Origin of the sequence: Candidatus Cyanaurora vandensis (assembly GCF_013285555.1) — a bacterium.
Taxonomy (GTDB): Bacteria; Cyanobacteriota; Cyanobacteriia; order Gloeobacterales; family Anthocerotibacteraceae; genus Cyanaurora; species Cyanaurora vandensis.
This window is the reverse complement of the sequence record NZ_JAAXLT010000087.1, coordinates 1-14448: the sequence shown is the minus strand read 5'-3', so window position 1 is coordinate 14448 and position 14448 is coordinate 1. Positions and strand designations below refer to the sequence as shown.

General features: G+C 56.1%; 12 protein-coding genes and 1 tRNA gene. 3 read left to right on the top strand and 10 right to left on the bottom strand.

The window, feature by feature from the left end; genetic code table 11:
• Positions 1–140: 140 nt before the first annotated feature.
• The 6 genes from ftsH to HFM78_RS05540 all read right to left on the bottom strand — a co-directional run bounded on the left by ftsH (position 141) and on the right by HFM78_RS05540 (position 10022).
• Positions 141–2033: an ATP-dependent zinc metalloprotease FtsH gene (ftsH, locus tag HFM78_RS05565; protein WP_287128433.1), complete on the bottom strand. Its 1893-nt coding sequence runs from the start codon at positions 2031–2033 to the stop codon at positions 141–143.
• A gap of 89 nt (positions 2034–2122) precedes the next feature.
• A complete protein-coding gene (purQ, locus tag HFM78_RS05560; RefSeq protein WP_287128432.1) occupies positions 2123–2818 on the bottom strand; it encodes a phosphoribosylformylglycinamidine synthase subunit PurQ in 696 nt (231 codons plus the stop codon).
• Positions 2815–3765: a DUF362 domain-containing protein gene (locus tag HFM78_RS05555; RefSeq protein WP_287128431.1), complete on the bottom strand. Its 951-nt coding sequence runs from the start codon at positions 3763–3765 to the stop codon at positions 2815–2817. Before HFM78_RS05555 ends, purQ begins: the two co-directional genes overlap by 4 nt.
• A gap of 81 nt (positions 3766–3846) precedes the next feature.
• Positions 3847–5271, bottom strand: coding sequence for an ammonium transporter (locus HFM78_RS05550; RefSeq protein WP_287128430.1), 1425 nt, complete (start codon positions 5269–5271; stop codon positions 3847–3849).
• 181 nt (positions 5272–5452) lie between these two features.
• Positions 5453–6139 (bottom strand): DUF1995 family protein, encoded by a 687-nt coding sequence (locus tag HFM78_RS05545; RefSeq protein ID WP_287128429.1) that lies wholly within the window; start codon positions 6137–6139, stop codon positions 5453–5455.
• A 4-nt stretch (positions 6140–6143) separates the two neighbouring features.
• Complete coding sequence (locus tag HFM78_RS05540) at positions 6144–10022, bottom strand: DNA-directed RNA polymerase subunit beta' (RefSeq protein WP_287128428.1); 3879 nt, start codon at positions 10020–10022, stop codon at positions 6144–6146.
• A gap of 163 nt (positions 10023–10185) precedes the next feature.
• On the opposite strand from HFM78_RS05540, the gene HFM78_RS05535 reads away from it, so the two are divergent.
• A tRNA-Glu gene (locus HFM78_RS05535) sits at positions 10186–10261 on the top strand.
• 42 nt (positions 10262–10303) lie between these two features.
• On the opposite strand, the gene HFM78_RS05530 is transcribed toward HFM78_RS05535, so the two are convergent.
• The 4 genes from HFM78_RS05530 to HFM78_RS05515 form a co-directional block, all read right to left on the bottom strand.
• Complete coding sequence (locus HFM78_RS05530) at positions 10304–11005, bottom strand: response regulator transcription factor (RefSeq protein WP_287128427.1); 702 nt, start codon at positions 11003–11005, stop codon at positions 10304–10306.
• A 168-nt stretch (positions 11006–11173) separates the two neighbouring features.
• Positions 11174–11818 (bottom strand): biotin transporter BioY, encoded by a 645-nt coding sequence (locus tag HFM78_RS05525; protein ID WP_287128426.1) that lies wholly within the window; start codon positions 11816–11818, stop codon positions 11174–11176.
• Positions 11787–12818, bottom strand: a complete 1032-nt coding sequence (gene bioB, locus HFM78_RS05520) for a biotin synthase BioB (protein ID WP_287128425.1) — start codon at positions 12816–12818, stop codon at positions 11787–11789. The genes HFM78_RS05525 and bioB overlap by 32 nt, the downstream gene beginning before the upstream one ends.
• 71 nt (positions 12819–12889) lie before the next feature.
• On the bottom strand, positions 12890–13222 hold the full coding sequence (locus HFM78_RS05515) for a hypothetical protein (protein ID WP_287128424.1): 333 nt from the start codon (positions 13220–13222) through the stop codon (positions 12890–12892).
• Between the two features lie 110 nt (positions 13223–13332).
• Here HFM78_RS05515 and HFM78_RS05510 point away from each other — a divergent pair, with 110 nt between their 5' ends.
• Both HFM78_RS05510 and HFM78_RS05505 read left to right on the top strand, forming a co-directional pair.
• A complete protein-coding gene (locus HFM78_RS05510) occupies positions 13333–13809 on the top strand; it encodes a flavin reductase family protein (RefSeq protein ID WP_287128423.1) in 477 nt (158 codons plus the stop codon).
• Between the two features lie 99 nt (positions 13810–13908).
• Positions 13909–14448 (top strand): hypothetical protein (locus HFM78_RS05505; protein ID WP_287128422.1); only part of this gene is annotated, 540 nt, incomplete at its 3' end.

The window sequence follows — 14448 nt, the reverse complement described above, 5'->3', positions numbered from 1 at the left end:
GCTGAAAATTGTCGCTTAGATATCCTATTTGCCGTTGGCTGATACGGCTTATATCTCCATAGCTAAAGCTAGGGGTTTTACGCCGCTCTTGATAAAAAAAGAGCAGGGGTTGCCCCCGCTCCTTACAGAAAATGCTAGCTCTACGGGGCGATTGGCAGAGCCAATTTGATCTTGTTGGGTAACTGGGTGGCTTGGGCAACCATCTTACGGAGTTCTTCGCCGTCAATGGTCTCCTCTTCAATCAAGCGGTCCACCACTAGATCCATTAAGTCGCGGTGTTCTGTCAAGAGAGCCACTGCCTCGCTATAGCACTGGCGGACAATCTGGCGTACCTGTTCATCCACCGTTGCCGCCACTTCCTCGGAATAACTCTGCTGACGCATCATCGCCCCTCCCAAGAAGACCTCACCGCCCTCACTCTCCAGGGAAACCACCCCGAGTTTGGACATCCCGAAGCGCGTCACCATGGCCCGCGCCATGCTCGTCACCTGCTGGAAGTCGCCGCTGGCTCCCGTGGTAATCTCATCCCCACCGAAAACCACTTCTTCCGCTGCCCGACCCCCCAAAGCGCCAGTGATCCGTGCCATCAACTCAATCCGGGAGATAAGCAACTGGTCCTCCGAGGGCGTAAACCAAGTTAGGCCCCCAGCGCGGCCTCTGGGAATAATCGTTACTTTTTGGACATCATCGTGGTCCGCTGTGAGTGTCCCGACGAGCGCATGACCGACCTCGTGGTAAGCAATCAGTCGTTTTTTCTTGCTATCCATCAGCGGTGAACGTTCTAGACCCGCCACTACCCGGTCCACTGCGTCATCCACTTCTTTCATCGTGATGGAGTCTAACCGACGACGGGCAGCGAGGATTGCCGCTTCATTGAGGAGGTTCGCTAGGTCCGCCCCAGCAAAACCGGGCGTCCGGCGGGCAATTACCTCTAGGTCAATCGTCGGGTCAAGCTTTTTACCCCGCGAGTGGACCTTGAGGACTTCCAGACGACCAGCCCGGTCAGGACGGTCCACGGTGATCTGACGGTCAAAACGACCGGGACGCAACAGGGCAGAGTCCAATACGTCGGGACGGTTGGTTGCGGCAATGATGATGATCCCTGAATTGCCCTCGAAGCCGTCCATCTCGACGAGTAACTGGTTGAGGGTCTGCTCGCGCTCGTCGTTACCGCCGCCGATCCCAGCCCCGCGCTGACGACCCACTGCGTCAATTTCATCAATAAAGATGATACAAGGCGCGTTCTCCTTGGCTTTTTTGAAGAGGTCCCGGACCCGCGAAGCCCCGACCCCAACAAACATTTCGACAAACTCAGAACCGGAGATGGAGAAAAACGGTACACCCGCTTCCCCAGCAATGGCTTTGGCAAGCAGGGTCTTCCCGGTACCGGGTGGCCCCACCAGTAGAACACCCTTGGGGATCTTGGCCCCGACAGCCGTGAAGCGTTCGGGCTTTTTCAGGAATTGCACTACTTCCTGGAGTTCTTCCTTGGCCTCGTCAATCCCCGCGACATCGGCAAAACCAACGCCCGTCTTGGCATCCATCTGGAAGCGCGCCTTGGATTTACCAAAGTTCATCGCCTGACCAGGACCGCCACTGTTGGAACGACGCAGCAACAAAAACAGACCGCCCAACAGTAAAAGCGGCAACAGAATATTACTCAACAGGCCAAAAAGTTGACCGTTATTATTGGCAGGAGCCGCTTGGAAGCTAACGTTTTTTTCACGCATCAAGCGGTAAAGGTTTTCTAGGTCCAAGGGAATCAGATTCACCCGGAAACGCGTCGCCCGGTCGCCCAGATTAGGTTCGCGAATCGTGGCGACCGCCGTGCGTCCATTTTCTAAAATCGCTACATCCTCGACTCGCCCCGCCTGGAGGTCAGCGATGAATTCACTGTACTGCTTGGAACTGTTTGCCACATTGCTGTTAGAGGGTGAAGACTGCTGGCTACCCGTAAAGCTAGGCAAAAGCAGTGCCCCAATCAGAATCAGGGGTACGGCCCACAGGAGTAACATGCGCCATGAAAACTTCATAGACGGGGTCTCACTAAGATTTCTTAATCTAACTTAACTCACAATCCCGGGGTCTACAAGTTTAGGGGTAATTGCGCGTCCTCAATCAACTACTGAATAACGAGTGTGGTCAACATCCCCTTAAATAATCGCAGCCCATCGGTTAACCCCAGTACTGGGTCACTGGCATTTTCAGGGTGAGGCATGAGACCGAGGACGTTACCCGCTCGGTTACAAATGCCCGCGATGTTGTTGAGCGAACCGTTGGGGTTGGCTTGGGGAGCAGCTTCGCCAGTGGGCGTCACATAGCGGAAGAGGACCTGACCATTTCCTTCAAGTTCAGCCAGGGTTACAGGATCAGCGTAATAACGGCCTTCCCCGTGAGCAATTGGGACCTTTAGGACTTCGCCGGGTTGATAGCGCGCGGTCCAAGGTAAACGGACCTGTTCGACGCGCAGGTGGACCCAGGTACAAACAAACTTAAGACTGTGGTTACGGACTAAGGCACCGGGCAAGAGGTGCGCCTCCGTCAGGACTTGAAACCCGTTGCAGATTCCCAACACAGGCTTACCCTGCTCGGCATGACGAGTTACCGCAGGCATGACCGGGGCAAAGCGGGCAATCGCACCGCAGCGCAGGTAGTCACCGTAGCTGAAACCACCAGGGAGAATGAGCGTGTCACAATCACTCACGTCCGTCTCGGTATGCCAGACCAAGCGCGTCGGGCATTGGAGGAGCTCTCGGGTCACCCAGGCCACATCGCGCTCCCGGTTACTGCCAGGGAAGACAATTACACCAACTTTCATGGGCGGCTCAAGGGTTCTTTTACCCAACGTACGAGGAGGTCCCGCAGGAAGGAACGGGCTACCCTGGGTACCCCAAAGTCCAAGGGCATCATCGTCGGGGGCAACTGCCAATCTGTCAAACGCACTTCTTCTAAAGTTGCACCCACCAAGTCAATCTCACCCAAGTGCTGCGGACCCACCCCGAGGACCGTGGCTGCTTGCAGGGTCGGGACGGTCGCGGGGTCTACATTGAGAATGGCGCAAAAAACTCGATCTAGGGCAAATACATCTGCTGCTGCCCCGAGTAACCCGAGAAAGCGCGGTTCACCATTACTCGGTCCCATGCCCTCGTGCCCGATAATGCCATCAATGATCGTGAGTTGGGGGGCAATCGTCTGGGCCGTTTGGACCAACATGGTCCCAAAACGCAGACTATCTTTGCCCGAATCCAAGTGCCACCAAGCTTTGAGTTTACCGGGGACACAGCCAAAGAGGTTTTTCACCCCTAAGGTAATCGTAAGTTGACAGTGAGATTTGACCTTGGGTAGGTTGATGACCACATCAGCACCCATGGCTTCCTTAGAGAGCCTGAGGTGGGCAAACTCCCCGACAGAGGCATACCGCGCCCCGTGAAATTCGACGAGGGGTAGGTCAATTTCCTGGCAGAGGTCCCACAGCCCGTTAGCCCGTGCTACCCCCTGAGCGGTGCCAAAAGCCGGACTATCGCCCAAAAAAGGTTTACCACCACAGGCCCGGACACTCAGGGCCACTGCTTGGATTAGCTCAGGCCGGGTGGTGCATTCTTTCGTAGGCCGCGATCCCGTCAGTAGATTCGGCTTGAGTAAGACCCGTTGCCCCGGTTGGACAAAAGCTCCCATCCCACCGAGGGGAGCGAGGACCCCGGTGAGAGCCTCATCTAGCACTGCTGCATCATAGCTGGGGGTACGCATCAGACTGACAGTGGACATGGTGGTCTCCAGTTCTCTTCTAGATTGCCATACAACCAAAACAAAAGCCCCGGTCGGGGCTTTGCGTAAAAAGAAGTCCTGCTATTCCTGTTGGGCCGGACGAGGAATGTTCTGGGGTTGGGCGGTGGAGCTATAGCCCATGTCCTGGGTGACGGCGTAGCCACTGACCATCCCGGTGTAACCTTCTTCGCCGTGTTCGCTAATGTCCAGACCTTCCAGTTCGGCCCGGTCCTCAGGCCGGAGACCCAGGGTGAATTTCAACAACAACAGAATGACCGCCGTGGCTCCCCCCGCCAGAGCTGCGGTTGCCGCAATACTGGTCAGTTGGATACCGAGTTGCGCGAACCCGCCGCCGTAGGCCAGACCTTCATTAACAACTAGCGCATTGACAGTTTTGGTACAGAAAACACCAGTCAAGACAGCCCCGGTGATCCCGCCCATCCCGTGACAGGCAAATACATCCAGCGAGTCATCGAACTTGAGCTTGGAGCGCAACTGGACTACGGAATAACTAATAATTGCTGCCGTACCGCCAATCGCAATTGCTCCCAAAGGTGTGACAAAGCCTGCTGCCGGAGTGATGGCAACCAGACCCACAACCGCACCCGTCGCCGCACCCACCGCTGTCGGTTTATTAAAGATGGTCTCAATTAAAAGCCAAGTCGCCATCGCGGCGGCGGTCGCTGTGTTGGTGGTAACGAAGGCCAAGGACGCGATACCATCGGCAGCCCCTGCCGAGCCGGCATTGAAACCAAACCAACCGAACCAAAGCAAGCCCGCACCCAATAGCGCGAAGGGTACGTTATGGGGCGGCATGGGTTGGTCAGGATAACCCTTACGAGCACCCAGGATCAATGCGGCAACCAAAGCCGAGATCCCCGCGCTGATATGAACCACGGTCCCACCAGCAAAGTCCAGGGCACCCAGGGTCCCCAGCCAACCAGCCGTTACAATCTTGCCGTCTACCATCGCGAAACTCCAGACCCAGTGGGCCAAGGGCGCGTAAACCACAGCAGACCAGAGCATGATGAAGACGACATAGGTTTTAAACTTCATCCGGTCCACCACGGCACCGGAGATCAAGGCCGGGGTGATGACCGCAAACATGGCCTGGAAAACCATGAAGGCCAAGTGGGGCACTGTACTCATGTAAACCGGACTCGGCTCCTGGCCTACGCCATTCAAACCGAGCCAGTCCAGACCACCAATGAACTGCGAGCCAGGGCTAAAGGCGAGGGAGTACCCAATCAAGACCCACTCCAGACCAATGACCCCGAGGGCAACAAAACTCATCATCAAAGTATTTAAAACGTTACGGCCCCGGACTAAGCCACCGTAGAAGAAGGCCAGACCAGGGGTCATCAACAGGACCAGGGCCGCCGAGACTAAAATCCAGGCCGTGTTACCCGAGTTTATGGGAAGGGCGGCATCCTGGGCCATCGCCGGGGCTACCATCCCTAGGGCTAGGGCCAGACCTATCCAACCCTTCCTAAGCTTGTCGTGCATGAAATACTCCCTATCGGTCTCCAACAGATGCAAGGCCGACCTTGCATGGAGCTTAGGAATCGAGTAAACACCTTAACGCTGGCTTAAACTGTATTCAGGGTTACATTTGACTGAGATTGAACATATTATTAACGACCCTGCCGTTTTTTAAACTACGAAATCGAACGTCGGTGTAGATTTGCTAGTACCAAGCCTGAAAAAAACTCGGCCCCGCCCAAAAAGCCTGGAACCGTTCCTTGGCTCCCACGCTGGGTTGATTGCGACTCAGCTTCTGGAGTTGCGTAGGAGTGAAGGGCGTGTCTTGGCTGTGTAATAACTGGGGGGTGTCCTGGGTCAGCCAGAGTTCCCAGGGTCCAGGGTAGGCGCGGTGGACGACTAGAGGCTGGAACCGATAGGCCTGGAGGTAATAGGCCACAGTGAGTTGATCCCTAAGTAAGGTGCGTTCTTTCTCAGGACCGCGCCCCAGCCCAATGACCCCCGGTGCCTCGGGCCAACAACTGACCATGACGAGCGGTTTAGCCCCTGCTCGTCGCCAAAATTCCCGCATCGGTGCGTTCTCAATGGAACTCGCATCCATCAAGACCATCGTTTCCCAGGCGATACGGCCTAGATAGTCCAGAGCCTCACCACTATCGAGTAGGGTCCACGGACCTTCACCCCACTCAATCGTCCCCAACCCTGCATTTCCGGTGCCAAAAATAGCCACCCAGGGTGTCGGCAGACTGAGTAAAAGCGGCTTAAAAAGAGCCGGACCCGTGCGGCGAAAAATCTGTACATCCACAGCAATACGCTGATGACCGTCCGTCAGAGCTAGGGCGAAGCTCGCCCTAGCCTGCGCTGCGTAACGGGTGAAGTCCAGGGGGAGCATTCAACTATTCGTCATCGTCATCATCGGCTACATCTAAGGATTTAATACCCTCGCCGAATTTGCTGGCCCAGGTTGGCGGTGCAACATAGGTCTCTTCGATACCCAGACTATCTGGCTCGTCCCCTAGGGGCACCAGTTCATCCAGGGGTTCCTCGAAGTTGTTGAAGCCCGTCCCCGCTGGGATCAGTCGTCCGATGATCACGTTTTCCTTCAGACCCCGGAGCCAGTCGGATTTGCCCTCGATCGCTGCTTCCGTCAAGACCCGGGTGGTCTCTTGGAAAGAAGCCGCCGAGATAAAGGAGTCGGTGTTGAGAGAGGCCTTGGTGATCCCCAAGAGGACCGGAGTACATTCGGCAGGGGCACCGCCGGTAATTGCCATCGCCTCGTTCACTTGATCAATCTGGCGGAGTTCGACGAGTTCACCAGGTAAGAAGGTTGTGTCGCCGCCATCGTCCACGCGGACCTTGGAGGTCATCTGGCGCACGATTACTTCAACGTGTTTATCGGAGATCTCGACGCCCTGAGAGCAGTACACCGACTGGACTTCATCCACTAGGTAACGCTGGACAGCCTCAATCCCGCGCTGGATATTTACCCCGCGTAGCGAGGTCTTGGTTCCGGTGAAGATGCGGAGGATGTCGTGGGGATTGGCAGGACCATCACTGATCGATTCGCCCGCTCGCACTTCCTGACCATCTACTACCACGGGGTTTTGACCGGGGAGTAGGGGATAATCATGGGTGCTGCCATTAGTCTCAATGACCTGGATCTGTAGGGCATCGTCGTTGGTCTGGGTCACCTGCACCCGCCCATCATCTTCAGCCAGTACGCACATCTCTTTCGGTTTGCGGGCTTCGAGCAGTTCTTCAACGCGGGGTAGACCCTGGATGATGTCCCCGGTCTTAGCCCGCTCGTAGACCAGCAGGGAAAGATTGTCCCCGCGCTGGATCAGGTCGCCGTTCTCTTGGAGTAAGATGGCTCCCCCCGAAATCAGGTAGGGACGGCCTCGGCGTAGGACGACCTCACCATTAGCAGCCGTCTGGATCTCACCAGAGATGGGAGCGAGTATGGGCTGGTTCTCCTGCATCCCCAGTTTGTCACCGCGCTTGACCAGTTTGTGGGGTTTGGCCTGGGCTTCGAGCTTGGTCACGGGCACCCGCAACAGGTCCTCCTCAGTGACGAGCAAGATCCGGCGTACCGCACTTCCAAAATAAGTAATCCCTTGGACTCGGCCTTCGCCCTTTGCCAGGATCTCCGTCCGGGCTACTTCAGCACCGGGCGGGATATTGTCACCATCCTGGACCAGGATACGGGTCCGGGTACTGCCGCTCACTTGGTCCGCCACGTGGTCACTGCGGATGAGTAGGGTTTCCAGGATTACCATCTGGAGTAGGAGCGTCCGACTGATTGTCCCGTCGGGGTTTGCGGTATCTGTCCCGTCAATGAATTCGATATCGGCGGCGAGTTGGGCACTGTGTTCATCTACATCCAAAGCCAGTTGGGTCTTGAGTAGATCCACTCCATCCACAGACTTGACGCGCTCACCATCACGGTAGGGGATACGTTGAACGACCTTGAGCCGGATGCCTGCACCCTCTTGAGAGACCACGGCTTGACTGGGTACAGCGGGTTGGGCCGCAACGGGATATTCCACCACCGGACGCAGTAGGACCGCTGGCCCCTCGGGGGTCTCAATCTGTTCTACGTAGCGTAATTCCTCGACCACCACTCCGGTTAGAACTTCCGTGCCGGGGTAGGCCAGAGACTCGTGGGGTACTTTGAGGTCGGCGGGGTCATGGATCAGGTGCAGTTCACCGGGACGGATGATGAGTTCGCGCAGAATATCGTTGCGCTGGACTACCCCGACCACCCCACTGGTCTGACAGTAAATGTCTTTGACAATCGTGGTCCCGGCCTCCACCAACTGACCATCTTCCACTTCCAGCAAGGAGATGTCCTTGTTGACTTCGTGGGTCTCCTCGGGGACCCAGAGCAGGGTCCCGTCTTTGAGGACTTCGTAACCCTGCTTGGAGCGCGATTTGGAGATCTCTAGGCCCGCGAACTTGAGGATGCCCCCAGTGCGGGTCCGGTAACGGTCGTCCACCATCTCAGCGACGACTTGACCGTTGTAGACTTTGCTACCGGGAGTTGCCTTGAGTAGGAAAGACTGCCCACTGTTGGTCGTGAGGGTCATCTGCTCACGGCCCTTGGATTTTTCCTCACGCACTTGGGCATTATCAAGGACCAAGGAAGCCGTGATAATCTCGACTTCCCGTCCGCCCTTGTTATCGGCGTCTTTGATACGGACTTTGCCACCACGCTCGGAGACCATCCGCGTCTGGGCCAAGACCCCGTGCTGCTGGAGGGTTTCGCCTTCTTTAACAAACGCCTCGGCTCCCGGTGGCAGGTTATAGACCTGACCGGAGAGGACCCACAATAGGCCCCCCTGACGAGCGGCGTAATTGGTTTCGTTGCCCTGACGGTCGGTCTTGATTTCTGGGGTCAGGTCCTCGTAACGGACTTGCCCGGAAAGGTCAGCCGTTACTTCTTTCGTCGCTTTTTCGGTGGTCTTACGGGCGGTCTTCCCGGAGATGGCGACCTCGGCAATCATCGCCCCCAGCGGGACTTCCTGACCATTCCTGACGTAGATGGTGGAACCGAGGGGCATGGCGATTTCTTTTTCGCCCTGCTCTCCGCCCTGGAGCTTCAAGGTCCCGGCCTGTTCCACAAAAAGGGCATCGTCGCCGTGTCGGGTACGGAAGGGCCGGGTCCGCAAGTTAGCTCCCAACAAGACTTTCCCGCCGTGGGGAGCCTTGATCGTTTGCGCTACGCCCCCGGTGAAGACCCCGCCCGTGTGGAAGGTCCGCATCGTCAATTGAGTACCCGGTTCGCCGATGGACTGAGCGGCGATAATCCCGACCGCTTCACCAATATCTACTAACTGCCCGTGAGCCAAGGACCAGCCATAACACAGCCGACAGACCGAACGGTTAGCTTCACAGGTGAGGGGCGAACGGACACGCACCCCTTCCACGCTAGAGAGGCTAAACCGATCCACCATCTCCGCCGAGACCACATCGTTGCGGCGGCCCAAGACTTCTTTGGTAATCGGGTGCAGGACATCCTCGCCGAGGTAACGACCAAAAAGTCGGTCCCGTAGCCCGATAACAAGCTTCTCCCCGTCTCTGAGCGATGTGACCAAGACCGTGCGAGTCGTTAGACAATCTTCTTCACGGACGATCACATCCTGGGATACGTCCACCAACCGCCGGGTCAGATAGCCCGAGTCAGCGGTACGGAGGGCCGTGTCAACCAGCCCTTTGCGTGCCCCGTAGGAGGAAATAATGTACTCAGTGACGTTCAAACCTTCGCGGAAGTTAGTTTTAATCGGTTGGTCAATGATCTCCCCTTGGGGATCAGCCATCAGACCGCGCATCCCGACCAACTGACGTACCTGGGAGAGGTTGCCCCGTGCCCCCGAGAAGGCCATCATCCCGACGGAGTTGAGGGGGTTGCGGTCCTGGAAGTTGGTCCTGACCTGTTCGGTAAGTTCTTCTGTCGCTCCCGCCCAGGTATCAATGACTTTTTGGTAGCGTTCAATTTCAGTAATTTCGCCACGGGTATAGCGTTCTTCGGCCTGTTCGATCTCTGACTCGGCCCGCTCCAGGATGGCCCGCTTACCTTGGGGTACTTCTAGGTCTTCCACTGAGATCGAGACCCCGGCGCGGGTGGCAAATCGAAATCCGAGGTTTTTGAGGGAATCCGCCATCTGGGCGGTCTTAGCGGTGCCATAGTTGGTAAATGCCCAAGCAATCAGCTTTGCGAGACCCTTCTTGTCAATCTTGCGATTGAGGAACTTAACGGGCTGCTTATTCTCGGTCATGCTCTATCCCTGAAGAGGCTTTCCTATCTTAGCAAAGAGTTGTATCTATCGGGACGGGCAAATGTTATATTTAGAGATCTGGATTTACTGGTCCCCGGTCAGGACTTCAAACCATTGACAGGGTACACAGGCAGTCTTTACAATCTAAAAGGTTCAGACGCACGTCCCCATCGTCTAGAGGCCTAGGACACATCCCTTTCACGGATGTGACAGGGGTTCGAATCCCCTTGGGGCTACCATTTTGAACCTTTTAAGGGCCTGCTCAAGCGGACAGGCCTTTTTCATGAACCTGTGCCTTCATCGAACTTGTAGCCGACCCCCCGGACGGTCTTCACGTAAATGGGTTCACTGGTATTACTCTCCAGCTTTTTGCGAATCTGCCCGATGTGGACATCCACCACCCGCTCATCTCCCACATAGTCATAGCCCCAGACTTCGCGGATGAGGTCAGACCGACGCCAAACTTTGCCCGGTGCCTGGGCCAAGAGGTAAAGCAAGTCAAACTCCAGGGCCGTCAACTCAATGAGGTCAGTCCCACTCATGCGGACCTCACGGCGCACCGGGTCAATGGCAATCGCTTGGTACTTGAGGACCTGCTCGGTGGCCTGGGTACTGGTGCGCTGACGTTTGAGAATCGCTGAGATCCGGGCACTCAACTCCTTGAGACTAAAGGGTTTGGTCAAATAGTCATCGGCACCGAGGGCAAAGCCTTGGACTTTGTCGGCTTCATCGGCACGGGCAGTGAGCATCAGGACGTAGACGTTGGTACGGCTTTGCATCCGCTGGCAAAGCTCATAGCCGTTAATATCCGGCAGCATCAGGTCCAAGACCACGAGTTCCGGCTCCATTTGGTCAAAAATACGCAGGGCCGTCTCCCCATTCTCCGCAATTTCGACTTGGTAGCCCTCCCGCTCCAGGTAACGCCGCACCAGGGTGCGAATCGTCAATTCATCATCTACTACCAAAATCTTTGTTGAACTCATGGCTCCTCGATCTGACCGTGTGACGCTGCGGGACTCATCTCTATAATCCCCAGAGAACTCGTTGAGCTATCGGTCCCAGGAGACCCCATCTAATTTAACTTTCCTTGGGTTGGGAACAGTTAGGCTCAGTACTTTCTCACGGGTTCTAGATTGTCTCAGTAATTTCACTCAGGTGAAGAAGAGTCGACGTACGCCCAGAGCCGCTAGCGAGACCCCCAACAAACTTAATAGTTGTCCCAGTAAGGGTAGGGCTGAGCAACGTAGGGCGGCATCAATTAAGGACCAGTCCCAACCGTAATGTAGCGCAAGCCCGACTAGTCCACAGAGATGAATCATTAGCAATCCCCATAGTCCGCTCGTCATCAGTCCAATCAAGGTGGAGCGTTGGCGCAGGGCTAGGGCTCCGGTCAGCCATGCTCCTGGTAAAAACCCCAGTAGATAGCCCATGGTCGGATGATTCAGATAGCCCAAACCACCCCCTTCAAAAAAGACCGGAAAATACCAAAGCCCCAGCACCAGATAGGCCACCTGTGCCCCCAAACCCGCAAAAGGCCCGCCCACCATCCCTGTAATCAGGACCGCCGCAACCTGCAAAGAAAAGCTATAGCCCGGTTGCCAGGGCCAATTCACCACCAAGGGCCACCAGATGACCTGTTCAGGCCAGCGATCCGGTAAGACCAAGGTGACGAGGGTACCCATTACAGTCAATTCCAGCCCCAAAACCGCCCAGAGCAGGTCCGCCAGGGTAGGCAAGGACCAGCGGTTACGCCGCCGGGGGCGACTAGGAAGCGGTGGCGGGGACGTGGGTGACATGACTCGTGGAGTGATAGGGCGAACCGTCGGGGTGTTCTAGGACAAACCCAGCCTCTTGGATCATTGCCAAGTCGCGTTGAGCCGCCTGTCCGGGCGTAGTCAAGTAATCGCCAATGAAAATCGAGTTGGCGGGATAGAGACCCAGGGGCTGGAGGGAGCGCAGATGAACCTCGCGGCCCCCAGCAATCCTAATTTCCTGGGCGGGTAATAGGAACCGAAACAGGCATAGCACCCGGAGACAACGCCTCGGGTCTAGACCCGTCTGGTTGGCTAAGGGTGTACCAGGGATAGGAATTAAAAAGTTAATCGGCACACTAGTGATATTTAAGCCACGCAGGGAAAGAGCCAGCGCGAGAATATCTTCATCACTCTCACCGAGTCCGACAATACCTCCCGCGCAGGTGGTGATCCCGGCGGCTTGGACGTGCTGGATCGTCTTTACCCGGTCCTGGAAGCTGTGGGTCGTGCAGATATTGGCGTGGAAAGCCTCGGAGGTATTGAGGTTGTGGTTAACCCGGTCTACCCCAGCGGCGGCGAGGCGGTGGGCTTGGTCTTGACTCAAGAGCCCGAGACAGGCACAGATTTTTAGGTCATGGTGTTGTTTGACTTCACGTACCGCTTCGAGGACCCGGTTGAAAACTAGTTCTGAGGGGGAGCGACCGGAGATGACAAAACAGAAGGTCCCAGCGTTTAACTGTTGTGCTTGAGCCGCCGCCTTGAGGATCGTTTCTTTTGCTACCAAGGGATATTTCTCAATCTCAGCGGTCGAGATCCGCGATTGTGAACAATAGTGACAATCTTCAGGACACAGTCCACTCTGGGCGTTGAGTAAGAAGTGCAACCGGACCCGGTTTCCCCAGTAGTGGCGGCGGACACGGTAGGCGGCAGCTAATTGTTCTAATAAAACATCATCGCTGGCGGTCAAGACACCGAGGGCTTCAGCACGGGAAATTAACTCACCCCTTAGGGATTGCTCAGCTAAAAGGTTCCAGTCAGCCATGGTTTGCCCGTGATATTCCGCAGCATAATATCATTCTGGTCCAACCATGACAACTTGCGCTATCTATATATTTAACGTCGCGCCGTCACCAACAGTAGCGTATTGACACGCTTGGCTAGGGTTTCCCACTGGATCATAGCGGCGGTAGCACTAGGGTCTGTGACTAACTGTGCACGCAGGGCACTACCTTCTTGGAGGGTCCTGAGAACCACCAGTCGTTGGGTATTGTAATTTTGGTCGCAGGTCGTGTCGCAGGGATAGTTATAGAAATAGTGCCACTCCCGGAATTGTTCGAGACGCTCCGCGTGTTGGGTCAAAGTGGCAATCTTGTCATTGAATTGAACGAGCGGATCAGCGGCGACCGGCGGGCTCAGGAGTAAAAACAGTAACAACAGCAGTGGCATGGGGGTAACTCGGTCCTAGAGGTCTAGATTAGGCCAAGCGCATTAACCCTAGGTTAAGGGTGGTCTTAGCTACCCCACTGATACCATGGGGGGACAGTGCAGGGACGGATGTGGACAAAGAACTACTCAGTGTCGCGCTCGGTAAAATTCCGAGTGGTATTTTTATCATCACCTGCGGGACGGGCGAAACGGGGACTGGGATGCTGGCTTCCTGGGTACAACAGGCGGGTTTTGAACCCCCGGCTCTCTCGATGGCAGTGCGTAAGGGCCGCGCCGTGGAAACTCTCCTGGCGGAGATGGGCCAACCCTTTGCGGTCCATATCTTGACTCGCGCCATGGGCAGATTAGCCGGACATTTTGGGAAGGGTTTTGAGCTAGGGGAACCGGCTTTTACCGGGTTGACGACGCGGCTGGGTGAGGACGGGGTCCTGATTTTGACAGAGGCCTTGGCCTATTTCACCGGACGAGTGCGGGGCCGGGTGGACGCAGGGGACCATTGGGTTGTCGTGGGTGAAATCCGCGAAGGGGCTCTGCTCACTGAGGGTGAGAGCTGGGTCCATACCCGCAAAAACGGCTTCAGCTACTAGCAGGAATAGTGTCTTGAGTTGCGCTTGCTGGCAAAATACACTACGGGTATGTGAATCGGCAGGCATACTAGAATAAACAGTATGCTTTGGAGCCTGATTATGTCTAAACTCGTTACCCTTACGCTCTGTCTTTTGGTCAGTCAGGTTCCGGTGCTGGCCCAGAGTCGGAGTCTGCCCCCTCGTGAAGATATCCCTGTCCTTGAACCGCTCAACCCCCGTACTACCCCCGCTCCGGTCTACGATTCTTACAAAGATGAAAACATCAGTACCTTTGATGTGACAGTCTCGCGGCTGGCGGCTAACACCTATCTGCCAGCGAGTCCCAACTCCAGTGAAGGTGCCCTCTACCTCGATCCCAATGGCGAAAAGCCGCTCTCCATCTTTACTAGCAATGACATCTACGACACGAATAACCAAGTCGCTATCCCCCAGGGTTCCGAGATTCGGGGGCGGTTCGTGCCCGTGCGGGGGGGCCTTAAGTTCCAGGCCGATGCAGTGGTTGTCCAAGGGCAATACTACGCAGTCCAGGCGAGTTCTGATGTGCTCTTCGATGAGAAGGACCCCCGCGAATATAGTACCGGGGCGATTGCTGGGGATGCGGCGATTGGGGCGGGGGCTGGGGCCTTACTTGGTCTTTTG